The 18,325-nt window shown below is 67.2% G+C and carries 17 protein-coding genes; 10 read left to right on the top strand and 7 right to left on the bottom strand.

Going from position 1 to position 18,325, the window contains the following annotated elements; translation table 11 throughout:
* The first annotated feature begins 17 nt into the window (after nt 1–17).
* Entirely contained in the window at nt 18–3,083 is a 3,066-nt protein-coding gene (locus QE494_RS04380) for an efflux RND transporter permease subunit (protein ID WP_300041689.1), read from the top strand.
* Here QE494_RS04380 and rfaE2 read toward each other — a convergent pair.
* A complete protein-coding gene (gene rfaE2 / locus QE494_RS04375) occupies nt 3,080–3,613 on the bottom strand; it encodes a D-glycero-beta-D-manno-heptose 1-phosphate adenylyltransferase (protein WP_300041688.1) in 534 nt (177 codons plus the stop codon). The genes QE494_RS04380 and rfaE2 overlap by 4 nt on opposite strands.
* A gap of 29 nt (nt 3,614–3,642) precedes the next feature.
* Complete coding sequence (locus tag QE494_RS04370; RefSeq protein WP_300041687.1) at nt 3,643–4,260, bottom strand: glutathione S-transferase N-terminal domain-containing protein; 618 nt, start codon at nt 4,258–4,260, stop codon at nt 3,643–3,645.
* 130 nt (nt 4,261–4,390) lie between these two features.
* Between QE494_RS04370 and purB the strand changes: the two genes are divergently transcribed.
* Together purB and QE494_RS04360 are read left to right on the top strand one after the other, a co-directional pair.
* Entirely contained in the window at nt 4,391–5,770 is a 1,380-nt protein-coding gene (gene purB, locus QE494_RS04365; protein ID WP_300041686.1) for an adenylosuccinate lyase, read from the top strand.
* Between the two features lie 7 nt (nt 5,771–5,777).
* Nucleotides 5,778–6,338: a YaeQ family protein gene (locus QE494_RS04360; protein ID WP_300041685.1), complete on the top strand. Its 561-nt coding sequence runs from the start codon at nt 5,778–5,780 to the stop codon at nt 6,336–6,338.
* A gap of 130 nt (nt 6,339–6,468) precedes the next feature.
* Here the strand turns inward: QE494_RS04360 and QE494_RS04355 are convergent, their stop codons facing one another.
* Complete coding sequence (locus QE494_RS04355) at nt 6,469–6,942, bottom strand: DUF3717 domain-containing protein (protein WP_300041684.1); 474 nt, start codon at nt 6,940–6,942, stop codon at nt 6,469–6,471.
* An 89-nt stretch (nt 6,943–7,031) separates the two neighbouring features.
* Between QE494_RS04355 and QE494_RS04350 the strand changes: the two genes are divergently transcribed.
* Nucleotides 7,032–7,385, top strand: a complete 354-nt coding sequence (locus QE494_RS04350; protein ID WP_300041682.1) for a phage holin family protein — start codon at nt 7,032–7,034, stop codon at nt 7,383–7,385.
* Here the strand turns inward: QE494_RS04350 and QE494_RS04345 are convergent.
* Nucleotides 7,353–8,972, bottom strand: coding sequence for a M48 family metalloprotease (locus tag QE494_RS04345; protein WP_300041681.1), 1,620 nt, complete (start codon nt 8,970–8,972; stop codon nt 7,353–7,355). The two genes, QE494_RS04350 and QE494_RS04345, sit on opposite strands and share 33 nt — an antisense overlap.
* Between QE494_RS04345 and moaC the strand changes: the two genes are divergently transcribed.
* Entirely contained in the window at nt 8,963–9,442 is a 480-nt protein-coding gene (gene moaC, locus QE494_RS04340) for a cyclic pyranopterin monophosphate synthase MoaC (RefSeq protein WP_300041680.1), read from the top strand. The two genes, QE494_RS04345 and moaC, sit on opposite strands and share 10 nt — an antisense overlap.
* A 24-nt stretch (nt 9,443–9,466) precedes the next feature.
* On the opposite strand, the gene QE494_RS04335 is transcribed toward moaC, so the two are convergent.
* Complete coding sequence (locus QE494_RS04335) at nt 9,467–10,351, bottom strand: LysR family transcriptional regulator (RefSeq protein WP_300041679.1); 885 nt, start codon at nt 10,349–10,351, stop codon at nt 9,467–9,469.
* Nucleotides 10,352–10,475: 124 nt separating this feature from the next.
* Here QE494_RS04335 and QE494_RS04330 point away from each other — a divergent pair, with 124 nt between their 5' ends.
* The 5 genes from QE494_RS04330 to QE494_RS04310 are packed head-to-tail and all read left to right on the top strand — an operon-like array spanning nt 10,476 to nt 15,999.
* Entirely contained in the window at nt 10,476–11,351 is an 876-nt protein-coding gene (locus tag QE494_RS04330) for a CoA ester lyase (RefSeq protein WP_300041678.1), read from the top strand.
* 50 nt (nt 11,352–11,401) lie between these two features.
* A complete protein-coding gene (locus QE494_RS04325; RefSeq protein ID WP_300041677.1) occupies nt 11,402–12,394 on the top strand; it encodes a tripartite tricarboxylate transporter substrate-binding protein in 993 nt (330 codons plus the stop codon).
* A 5-nt stretch (nt 12,395–12,399) separates the two neighbouring features.
* Entirely contained in the window at nt 12,400–13,653 is a 1,254-nt protein-coding gene (locus QE494_RS04320) for a CaiB/BaiF CoA-transferase family protein (protein ID WP_300041676.1), read from the top strand.
* Nucleotides 13,654–13,681: 28 nt separating this feature from the next.
* The gene (locus QE494_RS04315) at nt 13,682–14,767 is read left to right on the top strand and encodes a TauD/TfdA family dioxygenase (RefSeq protein WP_300041675.1); all 1,086 of its coding nucleotides are present in this window, start codon (nt 13,682–13,684) and stop codon (nt 14,765–14,767) included.
* Nucleotides 14,764–15,999 carry an MFS transporter gene (locus QE494_RS04310; RefSeq protein WP_300041674.1) on the top strand — a complete coding sequence of 412 codons (1,236 nt, stop codon included), beginning with the start codon at nt 14,764–14,766 and terminating at the stop codon, nt 15,997–15,999. The genes QE494_RS04315 and QE494_RS04310 overlap by 4 nt, the downstream gene beginning before the upstream one ends.
* A 72-nt stretch (nt 16,000–16,071) precedes the next feature.
* Here QE494_RS04310 and QE494_RS04305 read toward each other — a convergent pair whose 3' ends face one another.
* Together QE494_RS04305 and QE494_RS04300 are read right to left on the bottom strand one after the other, a co-directional pair.
* Nucleotides 16,072–17,772 (bottom strand): PglL family O-oligosaccharyltransferase, encoded by a 1,701-nt coding sequence (locus QE494_RS04305; RefSeq protein WP_300041673.1) that lies wholly within the window; start codon nt 17,770–17,772, stop codon nt 16,072–16,074.
* Between the two features lie 45 nt (nt 17,773–17,817).
* Nucleotides 17,818–18,303: a pilin gene (locus tag QE494_RS04300; RefSeq protein WP_300041672.1), complete on the bottom strand. Its 486-nt coding sequence runs from the start codon at nt 18,301–18,303 to the stop codon at nt 17,818–17,820.
* Nucleotides 18,304–18,325 lie beyond the last annotated feature (22 nt).

Here is an 18,325-nt window from a genome sequence, read left to right as displayed (position 1 = left end):
CGCCGGAGCCTCTTACGATGAACGTCTCCGCCTGGTCCATCCGCAACCCGATTGCGGCCGTGATGCTGTTCGTGCTCCTGACTTTCGCCGGGCTTCTCGGCTTCAAGGCGATGAAGGTGCAGAACTTCCCCGACATCGACCTGCCCACGGTCAGCGTGACCGCCGTGCTGCCGGGCGCCTCGCCCGGACAGATGGAAACCGACGTCGCCCGCAAGATCGAGAACGCCCTGGCCACTATCCAGGGCCTCAAGCACATCACCACCAAGGCCCAGGACGGCACCGCCACCCTGATCGCCGAGTTCCGGCTCGAGAAGCCCGTACAGGAAGCGGTCGACGATGTGCGCTCCGCGGTGGCCGGCATCCGCGCCGACCTGCCCGCCGACCTGCGCGACCCGGTCATCAGCAAGCTCAACCTCGCCGGCCAGCCGGTGCTGGCCTACGCCATCGCCTCCCCCAGCATGGACGACGAGGCCCTGTCCTGGTTCGTCGACAACGAGATCTCGCGCAAGCTGCTGGCGGTCAAGGGCGTGGGCGCGGTCACCCGGGTCGGCGGCGTCAACCGCATCGTGCAGGTCGCGCTCGATCCGCAGCGACTGCAGGCCCTGGGCGTGACCGCGGCCGAGGTCTCCCGCGCGCTGCGCCAGATGCAGCTCGAAAGCACCGGCGGCCGCACCGATCTCGGCGGCGGCGAGCAACCCGTGCGCACCCTGGCCACCGTGCGCTCCGCGCAGGAGGTCGGCCGGATCGAGATTGCGCTCTCGGGCAACCGCCGGGTCGAGTTGCAGGACGTGGCCACCGTCCGGGATACGGTCGCCGAGCCGCGCGCCGCCGCCATGTTGGACGGCAAACCGGTGGTCGGCTTCGAAGTGGCCCGCAGCCGGGGCGAGAGCGAGGTGGAGGTGGGCCAGGGCGTACGCCGGGCACTGGCGGCCCTTCAGGTCGCCCACCCGGACCTGACCCTGACCCAGGCCTTCGACTTCGTCACCCCGGTGGAGGAGGAGTACGACGGTTCGCTCAAGCTGCTGTACGAGGGCGCGATCTTGGCGGTGCTGGTGGTCTGGCTGTTCCTGCGCGACGCCCGCGCCACCTTTGTTTCGGCGGTGGCACTGCCGATGTCGGCCATCCCCGCCTTCATCGGCATGTACTTGCTGGGTTTTTCGATCAACGTCGTCACGCTGCTGGCGCTCTCGTTGGTGGTGGGCATCCTGGTCGACGACGCGATCGTCGAGGTCGAGAACATCGTGCGTCACCTGCGTATGGGCAAGAGCCCTTACCAGGCGGCGATGGAGGCGGCCGACGAAATCGGCCTGGCGGTCATCGCCACCACCTTCACCCTGGTCGCGGTCTTTCTGCCCACCGCCTTCATGAGCGGCATCGCCGGCAAGTTCTTCAAGCAGTTCGGATGGACCGCGGCCTTGGCGGTCTTCGCCTCCCTGGTGGTGGCCCGTGTGCTCACCCCGATGATGGCCGCCTACCTGCTGCGGCCAGTGGTGCACGGTGGCAGCGACCCCGGCTGGATGCGTGCCTACTTGGTGGCGGCGCGCTGGTGCATGAAGCACCGGGTCGTCACCATGGCGCTCTCGTTCCTCTTCTTCATCGGCTCGATCGCGCTCATTCCGCTCTTGCCCACTGGCTTCATCCCGCCGGACGACAACTCCCAGACCCAGGTCTACCTCGAGCTTCCGCCGGGCTCCACCCTCACGCAAACCAAAGAGGTGGCCGAGGTTGCGCGCCAACGCCTCATGGGCGTGGCGCATGTGAAGAGCGTCTACACCACCATCGGCGGCGGTAGCGCCGGTGGCGACCCCTTCACCTCGGCGGGCGCCGCCGAGGTACGCAAAGCCACACTCACCATCCAACTGGCCGAGCGTGGCAGCCGTCCGCGCAAGCAGCCGATCGAGAACAACATCCGACAGGCGCTCGAGGGCGTGCCAGGCATTCGCAGCAAAGTCGGCCTGGGCGGCTCAGGCGAAAAGTACGTTCTGGTGCTCACCGGCGAGGACCCGCAGGCCCTGGCCACCGCCGCTCGCGCCGTAGAGCGCGACCTGCGCACCATCCCGGGCCTGGGCAGCGTGGCTTCGAGCGCCAGCCTGATCCGGCCCGAGATCGTGGCCCGGCCCGACTTCACCCGCGCCGCCGATCTGGGCGTGACCAGCGCCGCCATTAGCGAGACGCTACGCATCGCCACCATGGGCGACTACGACGCGCAGCTGCCCAAGCTGAACCTCGCGCAGCGCCAGGTGCCCATCGTGGTCAAACTGGAAGATGAAGCCCGACGCGACCTGTCGGTGCTCGAGCGCCTCACGGTGCCGGGCAGCCGAGGGCCGGTGATGCTGGGGCAGGTCACGACGCTCGAGCTCTCCGGCGGCCCGGCCCTCATCGACCGCTACGACCGCTCGCGCAACATCACCTTCGAGGTCGAGCTTTCCGGACTGCCCTTGGGCGAGGTCACCGAGCGGGTGCAGGAGCTTCCTGCCATCCGCCAGCTACCCGCCGGCGTGAAGGTGGTCGAGGTGGGCGACGCCGAGGTGATGGGCGAGCTGTTCGCCAGCTTCGGTCTGGCCATGCTCACCGGCGTGCTGTGCATCTACATCGTGCTGGTGCTGCTGTTCAAGGATTTCCTCCACCCGGTCACCATCCTGGCGGCGCTGCCGCTGGCGCTGGGCGGCGCGTTTGTCGGCCTGCTGTTGGCGCAAAAGTCGTTCTCGATGCCCTCCCTCATCGGGCTGATCATGCTCATGGGCATTGCGACCAAGAACTCCATCTTGCTGGTGGAGTACGCCATCGTTGCGCGCCGCGATCAGGGCCTCTCGCGCTTTGACGCGCTGATGGACGCTTGTCACAAGCGGGCGCGGCCCATCATCATGACCACCATCGCCATGGGCGCGGGCATGCTGCCGATTGCCATCGGCTGGGGCACAGCAGACCCGAGTTTTCGCTCGCCGATGGCAATCGCGGTGATCGGCGGCCTGATCACCTCGACCGTGCTGAGCCTGCTGGTGATTCCGGTGGTGTTCACCTATGTGGACGATGTGCTGCTGTTTTTACAGCGCCTGTTCAAGCGCCTCCGGGGGGCAACTTAGCCGCCGCGGATGCGCCGCACCAGGGCGGTCGTCGAGTAGCCGTCGACAAAGGGGATGGCCAGCGCCTGTCCGCCCCAGCTTTGCATCAGCCGGGTTTCGGCCAGGGCGGCCATGTCGTAGTCGCCGCCCTTGACGTAGAGGTCAGGCCGCAGTTCGCCCAGCAACTGCACCGGCGTGTCTTCGTCGAACCAGGTCACCAGGTCGACACTGCCCAGTGCCGCCAGCATGAGGGCGCGGTCCCCTTCGTGGTTGAGCGGGCGCTCGGGGCCCTTGCCCAGGCGGCGGGCCGACGCGTCGGTGTTGAGCCCCACGACCAAAGAGCCGCCCAGCGCCCGGGCCTGTGCCAGGTAGGTGACATGGCCGCGGTGCAGCACATCGAAAACGCCGTTGGTGAAGATCACCGGGCCTGGCAGGCGCGCCACATAGGCAGCCGCCTCGGCGCGCGGGACGATCTTGTCCAGAAAGGCCGGCGGCCCCAAGGGAAGCGCGGGAGGCGCGGGGGGCGGCGAAGGGGGTGTGGCGAGGGCCATGGCCAGAGCCGTTGGCAACAGGCGCCGGCTCAGCCCGGCGGCTGCGTGTCGGTGAAGCTGGGGCGCTGGATCAGCTTCTCGTACAGACGCGCCAGAGTGGGATGGGGGCTGCGCCAGTCGATCTGCGGAAAGCGGAAATCGATGTAGCCGAGGGTGCAGCCCACAGCGATATCGGCCAGGGTCATGTAGTTGCCGGTGCAAAACGGCTTGTCGCCGAGGCCTTGGCTCATGGCCTTGAGGCTGTCGTGGGTTTTGCCGAGCTGGCGATCGATCCACGCCTGGCTTCGCTCACCCTCGCGACGGTGCGGCCAGGTCGCCTCGAGGCGGGCCAGTATCAGGGCGTCCAGCACGCCGTCGGCGAGCGCTTCCCAGGTCTTGACCTCCGCCCGCTCACGGCCCACCACCGGAATGAGCTTGCCCACCGGCGAGAGCGTGTCCAGGTACTCGACGATCACGCGCGAGTCGAAAAGGGCCTCGCCGCCCTCCATCACCAGGCAGGGCACCTTACCCAGCGGATTGGACTGGCTGATGGTGGAGTCTGCCGACCAGACATCTTCGAGTACGAGCTGGTACTCCAGCTTCTTCTCGGCCATCACGACGCGCACCTTGCGCACATAGGGGCTGGTCAGGGCGCCAATCAATTTCATGGACAAGCAGAACTCCAAACGTTCGCAGGAAGGAGCCTGATTCTAGGCGCTTGCGGATCCAGGCCATGGGCCCTGCGGACTCCCGACCTGGGCCAGGGCCACAGCGTGGGGGCCACCTACAATTGACCTCATGACGCTTTCAACGATCGCCGCACTCTCGCCCCTGGACGGTCGCTACGCCGCACGCTTGGCCGCGCTCCGCCCCCTGATGAGTGAAATGGGCTTCATGCACCGCCGGGTGCAGGTGGAAGTGAGCTGGTTCATTGCGCTGTCCGACGCCGGATTTGGCGAATTCAAGCCCTTGTCCACCGGCGCCCGCAGCTACCTGCTGGGCCTGGTGAAGAATTTCTCCGAGACCGACGCGCAGGCCATCAAAGAGATCGAAAAGACCACCAACCACGACGTGAAAGCGGTGGAGTACTGGATCAAGTCGAAGTTCGAGGCCCGCCCTGAATTGCGCAGCGCCGCCGAGTTCGTGCACTTCGCGTGCACCAGCGAAGACATCAACAACACCAGCCATGCATTGCAGCTCAAGCTCGCACGCGAGCAGGTGCTGTTGCCGGGGCTCGATGGCTTGATCACCACGCTGCGCGCCATGGCACACCAATTCGCCGAGGTGCCCATGCTCTCGCGCACCCATGGCCAAACCGCCTCGCCCACCACCGTGGGCAAGGAGATCGCCAATGTGGTGGCCCGCCTGACCGCGGCGCGCGAGCGCATCGCTGGGGTCAAGCTGCTGGCCAAGATGAACGGCGCGGTGGGCAACTACAACGCCCACCTGGCTGCGGCGCCCGATCACGACTGGGAGGCCTTCAGCCGCAACGTGGTGGAGTCGCCCGAGCCGCTGGGCCTGGGCCTCACCTTCCAGCCTTACAGCATCCAGATCGAGCCGCACGACTACATGGCCGAGCTGTTCGACGCGGTGGCGCGGACCAACACCATCCTGATCGACTTCGCCCGCGATATCTGGGGCTACATCAGCCTGGGTTACTTCAAGCAGCAGCTCAAGGCCGGCGAGATCGGCTCGTCGACCATGCCGCACAAGGTGAACCCGATCGATTTCGAAAACGCCGAGGGCAACCTCGGCCTCGCCAACGCGCTCTTGCGCCACCTGTCGGAGAAGCTGCCGATCTCGCGCTGGCAGCGTGACCTCACCGACTCCACCGTCTTGCGCAATATGGGCGTGGCCCTGGGCTACACCGCCCTGGCCTACCACTCGCTGGCGGTGGGCCTGGGCAAGCTCGAACTCAATGCCGAGGCGCTGGCCGCCGACCTGGACGCCGCCTGGGAGGTGCTCGCCGAGCCGATCCAGACGGTGATGCGCCGCTACGGTGTCGAGGGCGCCTACGAGAAGCTCAAAGAGGTCACGCGCGGCAAGACCGTGCGCCCCGAGGACCTGCAGGCCCTGGTGCGCTCACTCGAGATTCCGCAGGCCGAGAAAGAGCGCCTGCTGGCGATGACACCCGCGAGCTACACCGGTCTGGCCGCCACGCTGGCCCGTCGGGTCTGAGCACCCCGTGGCACTCAAGTCCACCGTGTTCAAAGCCAGCCTGCAGCTGGCCGACATCGACCATGCCTGCTACACCGACCATGCGCTGACGCTGGCCCGCCACCCGAGCGAGACCGACGAGCGAATGATGGTCCGGCTGGTGGCCCTGGCCCTCAATGCCCACGCCCTGCAAGACGATTGCGGCGGCGACGGTCAGCTGGCCTTCGGCGCCGGCCTGTCTGACCCCGACGAGCCCGACCTCTGGCTGCGCGATTTCACCGGCCGAACGCGGCTGTGGGTCGAGGTCGGCCAACCCGAGGACAAACCGGTTGCCAAAGCCTGCGGCAAGGCCGACCGGGTGCGCCTCTACTGCTTCTCCCACGCCGCCGACATCTGGTGGCGCGGCATGGAGGGCAAGCTCGCACGGCTGCAAAACCTGGAAGTGTTCCGCCTGCCCACCGAGTCGGTGGTCGAGCTCGGACGGCTGGCCCAGCGCAGCATGCAGCTGCAGGCGACGGTGCAAGAGGGCGTTCTGACCCTCGGCGACACCCAGCGCAGCGTGGACATCGAGCCGATTCGCTGGAAGTAGCACGCCCCGAGGCGCAAGCGTGGGTGCCAGGGGTGTAGGCTGAAGTCGCCGCCGCTCACGCTGGAGCAGCGCCCGCGACTGCGCTGGCCGCCGCTTTGGCTTGAACGCTGGCCCGAGACTCAACCGACCGCTATCGCGATTTTTCGGCGGTCTGCTCGGTAGGCCGTTCGGCGGCCCTCCCCGTGGCTCTCTCAGCAGCCCTTTCGGCGGCTCTTTCGCTGTAGCGGTTGAACCGCCAGGCATCGCCCTGCAAGGTGATGCGCCGCCAGGTGGCGCGCTTTTCGGCCGGGCTCATCGCGGGCCAATGCTGCACCTCATCGAAGCTGCGGCCGCAGCCTTTGCATTCGGCGTCGCCCTGGCTGGTGGAGCAGATGGCAATGCAGGGCGTGTCGGGCGTGGTGTCGTACCAGGCCTGCCAGGCCTCATAGGCCTTTTTTGGAAAGCCCTTGTCGGCCACTTCATCTTCGTGATGGAAGACCATCAGCGCGTACACCTCGGCCAGCGCCCGCAGCTCGGCGGCGAGCGTGATGCCATCGGGCGAGGGCTTGCGCTCCCGCCAATAATTGATGGCGGCTTCGATGTCGGTGATGTGGATACTGCCCATGGCTCTTGAGTCCCTGCTGCGGGGAGGCGGATGATACCGCCCGGCAGGGCCGCCACGCCGGCGCAGGGGCGGGTGCTATTCTTGGCCGCATGAAGCTTGTGCTCCGCTGGCTCCTGTCTGCCTCTGCGCTCCTGCTGGTCGCCCACGTCTACAGCGGCGTGGTCGTCACCAGCTTCATTTCGGCCCTGATCGCGGCTGGGGTGATCGGCTTGCTCAATCTGGTGGTACGCCCGGTACTGGTAATCCTGACACTGCCGGTCACCGTGCTCACCCTGGGCCTTTTCATGTTCGTCATCAACGCGCTGCTCTTTTGGGCTGCCGCAGGGATGCTCGAGGGCTTCGACGTGCGTGGCTTCGGCGCTGCCCTGGTGGGCTCGCTGGCGTACTCGGTGATCGGCTTGGTGATCGAGTCAGCGCTGGGCGGCCTGTTCTCGAAGAAGTGACTCCACCTGGCGGGCACGGGCGTCAATGATCGACGCCTCGATGTGGTCATTGGTGCCACGCCGCGCCAGGTTCTGGGCTGCGCGCAGCCTGTCCATCGCGGCCGAGTAATCGAGTACGGCCACCCGCGCCTCCGACTCGGCCCGCAGCGCGCGCAGCGGCAGGCCGCGCGCCGACTGCGCCTGCGCCAACAGCTCCCAGGCGGCGGCGTCGCCAGGGCGGTCCGTCACCCAGGTCTGAAGCCAGTCGGCCGCTCGGGCGGCGCCCTCGGCGCTCGCCGCCTGTCCCGGTGCCGCCGGCAGCAGCAGGGCCTGGGCGGCCATCAGCAACTCGGGGCGGGCGATGGGGCGCATGCCTGCTGCAGCCAGCGCGCTGGCGATGTCACCCTTGGCCAGGGCGATCTCGCCCCCGAGCAAGCGCACCATCCGGACCGCCGGGGAGTCGGTCAGGTTCAGCCGTGCCAGACGTTCTTGCAGCCGCGCCGCCTGGGCCAAGTCTTTCAACTTGAGGCTGGCCAGGGCACCGCCATAAAGCGCTGCCGCCTGCCGCACCAGGGGGGCGTCTGCCGGCAAGGACTGAGCTTCGCGCACGAGCACCCTCAGGCCGTCGACGCCGACTGAGGAAAGCGCCTTGGCACGAGCTGCGGCCAGACCGTGGGTCAAGTCAATGCGGGCCGGGGTCGAGCCCGCAGCCTGCACCGGTATCCGGGCCCGCATGTCGGCGATGCGCTCGGTGGTCAGCGGGTGGGTGCGCAGGTAGGGAAAGGAGCCGTCGTCGTTCAGGCGCGAGGCCTGCGCCAGCCGCTCGAACATGGCGACCACTCCCTCCGGCTCAAAGCCAGCCTGGGTCAGCACGCCAAAGCCAACCCGGTCGGCCTCTCGCTCCATGTCGCGCGAGAAATTGAGCTGGCTGCGCGCCGCCACCGCCTGGCTGCCGCTCACCACCGCCTGGCCCATGGCTGGGTTGCGTGCAGCCACTGCGGCCCCCAGGATCATGGCGCCCATGAGCATCGGCGAGACACGGCTGTCCTGGCTCATCATCCGGGCGATGTGGCGCTGGGTCACGTGGCTGAGCTCGTGCGCCAACACCGCGGCCACCTCGTCACGGGTGGCGGTGGCCGAGATCAGGCCCAGGTGCATGCCCAGCCAGCCGCCTGGCAAGGCGAAGGCGTTGATCGTTCGGTCCCGCCCGAGCAGGATGCGCCAGGCGAAGCGCTCGTCCATGTCGCCGACCAGCTCACCGCGCTGGCGGGCGGCAGCCAGCAGCGGCAACCACAACTGCTCGACGTAGTCGCCGAGCACCGGGTCATCGAGGTAGTCAGGGTCCCGCAGCAGCTCGCGGGCGATGCGCTCGCCCAGGCGGCGCTCGGCGCCGACGCTCATTTCGCCGGTGTCACCCAGGGTCGGCAAGGTGGCGCTGGTGGCGCGGGGCTGGCCCTGGGCAGCCACGCCAGGCGCCCAAAAAGCCAGGGCCCCAGCGACGGTGAAGATCGCCAGGACACCGGCGGTTCGGCGCGTTGGAGCCTGACCGCGCTTGGCCCGTATCATGAGGCGGATGAGCCGCCCCCCGAACTCCCAACATGAATCCATTGACGCATTTTGACGCCCAGGGCCAGGCCCATATGGTCGACGTATCAAAAAAGTCGCCGACCCATCGGGTGGCGGTGGCAGAAGGCCGCATCCGCATGGCTTTGGCCACCTTTGAGCAGGTGGCTGCTGGCAACGCCAAGAAGGGCGATGTGCTCGGCGTGGCCCGTATCGCCGGCATTCAAGCGGCCAAGAAGACCAGCGAACTCATCCCCCTGTGCCACCCGGTTCCGCTCACACGGGTGGCGGTGGAGTTCGAGCTCGAGCCGCAAGGCCCAGCAGTGCGGTGCCGCTGCAGTGCCGAAACCGTGGGCGTGACCGGGGTCGAGATGGAGGCGCTGACCGCAGTGCAGGTGGCCCTGCTCACCATTTACGACATGCTCAAGGCGATGGACAAGGGCATGGCGATCGGCGATGTGCAGCTGATCGAAAAGCGCGGGGGCAAGAGCGGGACTTACCTCGCACAGGCCTGAGCCGCAAAAGACAACTGGCCAGACCTAGGTCGACAAGCCCCGGGAGCGACGGACCGCCTCCTCGCGCAGCGCCTGAAGCAGGCGAGGGCGGCTGGACGACCGCGACCAGATCATGCCGATGCGCCGCGGCTCGCTCGGGTAGGGCAGCGGCAGGTGTACCAGGCGCACGCCCTCGGGCCAGGGCCGCATCCACTCGGGCACCAGGGACACGCCGAGTCCGCGGTCGACCATCACCGCGATCGCAGCCAGCGAATTGATCTCGAAGCGTTCAAGCGGCGTGATCCCCTGCCGCTGCAGGTAACGCTCGGCCTGCTGGCTGCCCCACTGGTGACGATCGAAACGGATGTAGGGCTCGGTGCGAAGCAGGGCATGCGGGTCGCTGCCCGCAAGGCGAGCGGGCGCCAGCAGACCCAGGGGTTCCTCGCGCAACAGTTGCCACTCGAGTGCCTTGGGCAAGGGGGAGGGGGACTCCATCACAATGGCTGCGTCCAGCTCGCCCTTGAGGACCGCCGGGTACATGTCCACCGAGTAGGCCGGCTGGACGAACACGTTAAGGCGCGGGGAACGCTTCACCATGCCACTGAGCAGGTCAGGGACCAGCCCGGTGAGGGCATTGGGGCCGGCACCCAGGCGCAGCTCGCCGGTGAGCTGCTCGTCATCGTGCGCTGCGGCCCGCAAGGCGTCCAGGCCCGCCAGGACGGTGTGCGCCTTGGCCGCTACGCGCCGGCCCACGTCGGAGGCCACGACTTGCCGGCCTGAGCGGACGACGAGGGGGGCCCCGATCTCCCGCTCCAGGGCGCGCAGCTGCTGGGCGATGGCCGCCGGCGTCAGCAACCGGCGCCGCGCAGCCTCGGCGATGGAGCCGTGTTCCAGGACTGCGAGGAAGTTTTGAAGGAAGGCAGTGTTCACAGGCGAGAGCCCCCTCAAAAGAAAGAAAAACTTTGCATTGAAGAAACATTATTGCTGTTTTTCTTTTTGCTCTACCTGATCAAACTGGCCAGCATCGTTCCGCGTGAACCGTTCGAGCCCGTAGATGCGCAGCAAGCTTTTCGTCCCGGGGTCCCGCCCCGAGTTTTTCCCCAAGGCCCTGGCCAGCGAGGCCGACGCGCTCTCGTTCGACCTCGAAGATGCCGTGGCCGAATCACGCAAAGGCGAAGCGCGGACCACGGTTGGCGACTTCCTAGCCTCGTCCGCCGCGCACCGCAGCGGCAAAACGCTGATCGTGCGAGTCAACCCCGCAGATAGCCCGCATTTCGAAGCCGACCTGCACGCCGTGGTGCGACAAGGCCTGGGCCTGGTGAACCTGCCCAAGGTCGAGTCCATCGAGCAGGTCCGGCAGGCCAGGGCCTTGATCGACGTCGCCTGCCAGGCCAATCAGGTTCGGACACCCCCGCAGCTGTTGCTCAATATCGAATCCCCGCGCGGGCTGCGCTGCGTCCTGGCCCTGGCCAGCGCAGACCCGGCCGTGGCAGGCCTGCAGCTCGGGTTTGGCGACCTCTTCGAGCCGCTGGGCATCAGCCGCTCTGACACGCGCGCGGTGCACGCCTGCATGCTGGCCGTGCGCCTGGCCGCAGCAGAAGCGGGCGTGTTCGTCCTCGACTCGGCGTTCACGAATATCGGCGACGCGGATGGCTACCTCGCCGAGGCCCAGATGGCGCGCGATCTCGGCTACATCGGCAAGAGTTGCATCCATCCGCGGCAGGTGGCCCTGGCAAACCAGGTCTTCAGGCCGAGTGCCGACGACATCGAGCAAGCGCGGCGGGTGTTGAGCGCAGCGCGCGACGCCGCCCGCGAAGGCCTCGCCGCGTTCCAGATCGGCGGTCGCATGATTGACGGTCCCTTCATTGACCGGGCCGAGACCATCCTGGCCGAGGCCAGGCGGCACGGCCTGATCGGCGCCGACGCTTGACGCAAGAAACCGCATTCACCCTCGCCCAGACAACAACCAGGAGACAAGCCATGACCTACTCTTTCCGCCCCCTGCGGCACGTCGGCGGCCTGTGCCTCGCGGCCCTCGCTGCCTTTTCGGCCACCTACGCCTCCGCGCAGGCCCAGGATCTGCCGAAGAACATCCGACTCGTCGTGCCTTTCTCGCCAGGCGGCAGCAACGACGTGTTCGCGCGGGCCCTGGCTCAACGAATGGCCAGCCGCAACGGCATCACCGTGGTCGTCGAGAACAAGCCAGGCGCCGGCGGCGCGATCGGGGCCCAGGCGGTGGCGACGGCGACGCCCGACGGCACCACGCTGTTGCTCAACTCGGTGAGCTTCAGCACCAACGCCGCGGTGCAGGCCAAACTGCCCTATGACCCGATTAAGGCCTTCGAGCCGGTGGCCATGCTCAATCGCGGCCCCATGCTGCTGGTGACGCCAGCCAATGCGCCCTACGCCAACGTAGGCGACGTGCTCAAGGCGATACGCGGGCCGAAAAAGGACGTGAACTTCGGCTCCGCCGGCCAGGGATCGACCGGACACCTCGCGGGCGAGTTGCTCAACGCGATGGCCACCGGCAACGCGGTGCACGTCCCCTACAAGGGCATTTCCAATGCCGCCACCGACATGATCGGCGGCAACCTGCAGATCATGGTGACCACCGCCGCCTCGATCGCCGGCCCGCTCAAGGGCGGCCAGATCCGCGCCATCGCGGTGACCTCGGCGCAGCGCTCAAAGTTCACGCCCGAACTGCCCACGGTGGGCGACGTCCTCCCTGGGTTTGACGTCGAATCCTGGTGGGGCATCTTCGCGCCGGCCAAGACATCGCGGGCCATGGTCGACCGCCTGAACCAGGAAATCCGCGCTATCGCCGACACGCCCGAGATGCGCGAGCTTTTCTCGCGTGAGTCCACCGAGCCGAGCGCCATGACCAGCCAGCAATTCGCGGCCTATGTGCAGTCCGAAATCAACAAATGGCGCAAACTGGTCAAGGACCGCAACATCGCCATGGCCACCGAGTGAGCGGCATGGGACTGCATCGCAAGACATTTGATACCGATGCCCGCGGGCCCCTGCACGGCCTGCGAATCATCGACATGAGTCGACTGGTGGCGGGCAATATGCTCACGCTGCAGCTCGGAGATTTCGGCGCGGATGTCATCAAGATCGAGCCGCCCGAGGGCGATTCGCTGCGAAACTTCAAGACCGATGGCCTGGACATCTGGTGGAAGACCTACAGCCGCAATAAGCGCAGTATCGCCCTCAACCTGAGGCATCAGGCCAGTATCGACCTGATCAAGCAGTTGGTGGCCTCGGCCGATGCGCTGATCGAGAGCTTCCGACCCGGCACCCTGGAGGTCATGGGCCTGGGCCCCGACGTGCTGCTGGCGATCAACCCGAGGCTGATCATCACCCGGATCTCCGGCTGGGGCCAGACCGGCCCCTACAGCCACAAGCCGGGGTTCGGCACCCTGGTCGAGGGCTACAGCGGCTTCGCGGCCATCAACGGCTTCGAGGACCGCGAGCCCGTGCTGCCGCCGATGTTCCTGGGCGATATGACCACCGGCCTTTACGGCGCCAGCGCCACGATGATGGCGTTGTGGCATGTGAAGGCGCACCAGGGCACGGGCCAGGTGCTGGACCTTGCGCTCTTTGAGCCGATGCTGTCCATCCTCGGACCGCAGGCCGCCAACTTCAAATTCACCGGCAAGCTCAAGGCGCGTACCGGTAGCCGGTCGAGCACTACCGCGCCGCGAAATGTCTACCGTACGCAGGAAGGCAAGTGGATGGCGCTGTCATCGGCGTCCAATAGCGTCGCACGCCGGCTCATGGAGACCATCGGCCACGGTGACATGCTGAGCGACCCGCGTTATGCGACCAACGACGCACGCTTGGCGCATATCGAGGAGGTCGACCGGGTGGTGGGCGAATTCATTGGCTCCCACACGCTGGAAGAAAACCTGGCGATCTTCGAATCGGCTGGCGTCACTGTCGGTCCCGTCTACAACGCGCAGCAGGTGCTCGAAGACGCCTTCGTTGCCGAACGCGAAAGTCTGATCGAGGTCGACGACGCAGACCTCGGCCCACTGCCAATGCACAACATTCTCCCGCGCTGGAGTGCCACCCCCGGCCAACTGCGCCGTCCTGCGCCGGCCATCGGTGAGCACGGCGAAGAGATCGCTCGCGAGGTGCTTGGCGAAGACGGCGTCGCTCATCTCAAGGCCTGCGGCGCCATGCTGGTACCCGCAGAGCCCGCCGCAACCGAACCGGCTCCGCAGTGAGCCCCTCTTCGACACCAAGGAGATATACATGAATCGTCTGGGACAACCGATCACCGGCCCCGGCGCCTGGAGGGGGCCCGACATCGACTGGATGAAGGAAGGCCTGCATGTCCTGAGCGACACCGAGCTGCGCGAGATCGACCTCGCCCTCAAGCACCTGCTGTCCCTGGGCGAAGTCGACTTTCCGAACATCACGACCGAGACCTTCCCGCTCGACTCGGTTGGCCGTCTCATGGCGTCGCTGCCCACACGCTTGCGCGATGGCGCGGGCTTTCTGATGCTGCGCGGCCTGCCACGCAGCCACTACAGCGACGACGACATGACCCGCATCTACTTCGGCCTGGGCGCTTACATTGGCAAGACCATGACCCAGTCCTACCTGGGGGACCGCTTGGGACATGTGGTCGACGTGAGCGACTACGAGCCGAAGTCGCGCGGCTACCGCAAGGGTGGTGGCCAGCTGATGCACACCGACTCCTGCGACATCATCGGCCTGATGTGCCTGCGCACCGCCATCTCGGGGGGCAAGAGCCGCATCTCCAGCGCCTTCACCGTCCACAACTACATGCTCGAGCACTACCCCGAGTCGCTCGAGATCCTGCGCCGGGGCCTCTACCTCAAGCGTACCGACGAGGACGGGCGCCGCGCCACACGCACCTACAGCGAGGCGCCGGTACCCTTCTTCGCCGACGACGGCCAGGGCTACATCAGCTGCTACCTGCCCACCGGCTACGCGCGTCTGGCCGAAAAGAGCGGGCAGAGGCCGTTCAGCCAGGCCGAGTCAGACGCCCTCTTCCACGTGCGCAAGGTGGCGGCCATGCCCGAGCACTATCTCGACATGGGCTTCCGCGAAGGCGATATCCAGTTCATCAACAACCGGATGCTGGTGCACGGACGCACCGACTACGAGGACCACAAGGAGCTGTCCAAACGCCGCCACTTGATGCGGATGTGGCTGCGAATCGACAGCTGGCCCGCCCTCCCCAAGGCGCAGATCTTCCACACGGACGAGGACATGCGCCTGTGGAGCGTGAGCCGGCGCCCCTTCATGGAGCTGCCCTCCGTCCACGACCGTGACCTGCTACAGGGCGCCCCCGGCGCCATGGTGGAGTGACGGACCAGACGCAGAGCGTCCCTTCCTCGCTGGCCCCGTTCCGGCAGCCAGCGTTTCGCCTGCTGTCTGGGACAGGCTTCGTGGCGAATGTCTGTCTGTGGATGAACGACGTGTCGGCCGCATGGATGATGACTACGCTGACCCGATCGCCCCTGTGGGTGGCGCTGGTGCAGACGGCGGCGGCCCTGCCGGTCTTCATGCTGGCGCTGGTCAGTGGCGCAATGGCAGACCAAGTAGATCGGCGACGCCACCTGCTGGCGACCCATTGCTGGCTCGCCCTCGTGGGGCTGGCCTTTGGCGCCGCCGTCCTGGCGGATGCCGTTTCGCCGCCGCTGCTGCTCGCGCTTACCTTTGCCCACGGGGTGGGCGTGGCCGTGCGGCTGCCGGCTTTTGCGGCAGCCGTCCCCCACACGGTGAGCCGGACCGACCTCCCGGCGGCCATCACGCTGATCGGCCTGTCCATGAACGCCTCGCGCATCGCCGGTCCGCTTCTGGCCGGGCTCTTGATCGCGGTCGCCGGGGCAGGCTTTGTTTTCCTGCTCAATGGCGTCCTGGCGGTCTGCATCGCCATCATCCTCTTCCGCTGGAAGGGGGATGAGCTGCCGGCACCGACACCGGTGGCGGGCGGCCTCAGGGCACTGGTAAGCGCGATCCGTGTTGGCGTCGCGCATGTGATCGGCTCTCGCCAGCTGAGTGGCGTGATGGTGCGGATCTGGGTGTTCATGTTCCATTCGGCCGCCTTGCTCGGCCTGCTGGCGTTGCTGGCACGCGCAATGGATGGAGCTGATGCGGGCACATTCGCCCTGCTGCTGGGGGGCATGGGCACGGGCGCGCTGGTCGCGGCGCCGCTCATGCCCTGGCTACGCCTGCGAACGCCGGCACCTGCATTGCTGCTGGGCGGGGTCTTCCTCCAGGTGATCGCCATGGCCACGATGGCAATCACCCATCACCTGTGGCTGGCGCTGCCTGCCATGATGCTGTTTGGCATGTCCTGGCTCACGACTGGCAACACGCTGACCGTGTCGGCGCAAATCCATATGCCGGACTGGGTGCGCGCACGCGGCATGGCGATCTACCAGATGTCAACGCTCGGCGCGTCGGCCTGCGGAGCTGCTTTTTGGGGCCAGCTCGCCACCTGGACCAGCGTCCCGACCAGCCTGCTCACGGCGTCAGGCTCGGGCCTGGTGCTCTTCGCAATCGTCAATCGCTGGCGGTCGAGCGAGGCGAACTGACCTGCGCAGCGATCGGGCCGCCGGGCCGGTCGCAGGTCTGCCCGTCACACCCCGCGCCCCGGTCGGCTTCGTTTACTGAGCGGGGCCCGAAGCGGGGCCCGAGGTGCGGCCTGAAGCTCGGTCTGGCGTGGGCCCTGCCGACGGTGAGGAAGCGACTGCAGCGTCCGAGCCTGCGCTCACATCCGGACCCGGGGCGCTGTCCAGCGTGCGCTTCCAGGCCGCGTACTCCTCAGGGAATGCCACCTGGAAGCGGGTGATATGCCACGTAGCACGTTCATGACGTTTGGCCAGCGCTAGCGCCTCCACCAGCTTCTGCGCCACCTGCGGCTCGGGCGAATAGTGCATCACCGACTCGCCCAGGTCAGCCATGGCAGCCGCATTGGCGAAGGTCAGTGGCGAGGTGGTGAATTCTGCGAACTCCACCTGCGATGCGAACAGCCAACTGCCGCGGACCTTGGCCAGCGTGTCGCCGCGATAGGCCGGCGAGCGCGCGTCCTCGGACAAAAACAGCTGGGAGACACGGTGGTAGTCCCACAGCACATAAGCAAGAGCGGCAAGGGCCAGCGCCGACAAGCCCAGGCGCAGGCCGCCAAGCCGCCCCGTTGGCGCAGGCGCCGCCGACACCTCGGCGCTGGCGCTGCCTGAGGCTGCGGCTTTGGCCGGAGCGCGTCCAGTGACGGCCGGCACGATCAAGAGCAGCGAAAGCGCCAGGAGAACCGCCAGTTCGAAAGGCCCGTACCACAAGGGGTACTCGACCTGACTGTGCAGCAGCACCACCGCCAGCGCGGCCCACGCCAGCAAGCGGCCAGGCGAGCGCTCGGCCCACGGCCGGCCGCGCCAGAGGCCCCAGGCGATCACGGCTCCCAGTAACAACGCGGCGGGCAGACCCAGCTCGACGGCGACCTGCAGAAAGAGGTTGTGCGCGTTGTCGAGAATCAGGCAAAAGCGCTCGCCAGGGTAGAGGGTGACGTGATGGGCGTAGTCCATCTCGCCCAGGCCCCAGCCGGCCCAGGGCCGCTCGGCGATCAGGGTGAGTGCGTTGCGCCACAGCACCTTGCGGCTGACGCAGCCCAGATCGGTGGCCATGCGCCCCATCAGGGTGGTGGGGGACTCGCCGGTCCACCATTGGGCCAGTGCCGGCAGCGCCAGCAGAGACAACAGATAGCCTCCCAGCGCCAGCAGGCCCCACCAGCGCCAGCCGCTGCGCCCGCCCAGCCAGGGCACGGCAAGCAGGAGGCCGCCGAGGAGCAGCCACTGCAGCAGCCCGGTGCGCGAGGAGGTGAGTGCACAGGCCGCTGACATCAGCACCACCGCCACAACCAGGCCCGCCCGGCCCCAGGTACGGGCACGAACTGCAAAGTAGAAGGCGGACGCCAGGCCCAGGGCCAGCAGGGTGGCCAATTGGTTGCGCTGACGCAGGTTGCCGTAGGCCTCGCCGTAGGCAGAAGCGCTGATCCACACGGTGGACTGCTGCACCAGGCCAAAGTACTGGGCCAGCGCAATGGCCGCGTTCACGCAGCCACCTGCCAGCCACGACCCGGCAACCACCGCGGCGGCGTGCCCGCGCTGTGCAGGCGGCAGGGCAAACCAGACCAACGCCGCCGCCGCGGAGAGCAACGTCTGCAGCACGATGGGGCTGGGGCCCCAGGAAGGGTTGAATAACCAGGGCAGGAAAAGCAAAAAGGCCAGCACGAAGCTGGCCAGTCCTTGCTCACGGGACAAATGGATGTCGGAGGGCGCGCGGGCGCCTTGGGCATGGGAAGCGGTGCTCACCCCCCGATCATCGCAGGCTGGCCCTTCCGGCCAGCGAGTGCGTCCTTAGTTGGGAGCGGCTTCGCGGCAGGTCGCCGGCAGGTACTTGATCGGCACCGGATCCGTAGCAGCGGGCCCGCAGCCCCAACGGAACACGGCAGAGCCAATGTTAGACGCCAGCTTGAGGTCAGCCGCCGTCTGGTAGGGCCGCATCTGGATCTTCTTGCTGTTGACCTCGGCATTGATGCCGGTGGCTGCAACGGTCACGGTGATGACGCCATTGGCGTCGGTGGCGATAGAGCTCACGTAGGTGCTGGTCGGGGCCGTGCTCTCGCAACCCCAAGCGCCAGCAGCTGGGGCAGTCGTGTTGGTCTGATAAACCTCGGTGATGGTGGTGCGGCAGCTGGAGGCGGCCAGCACCACCTCGCTCATCTTGGCCCGGGCGGTGTAGTCCTGATAAGCCGGCAGGGCGACGGCGGCCAAGATGCCGATGATGGCGACAACGATCATCAGCTCGATCAGGGTAAAACCACGTTGGATTTGGCGTTTCATAAAACCTCCAGGTTGAAAGAAG

Origin of the sequence: Ramlibacter sp., from assembly GCF_029866045.1 — a bacterium.
GTDB lineage: Bacteria > Pseudomonadota > Gammaproteobacteria > Burkholderiales > Burkholderiaceae_C > Ramlibacter.
Note: the sequence above shows the minus strand (reverse complement) of the source record. Positions and strands in the feature narration are given on the sequence as shown.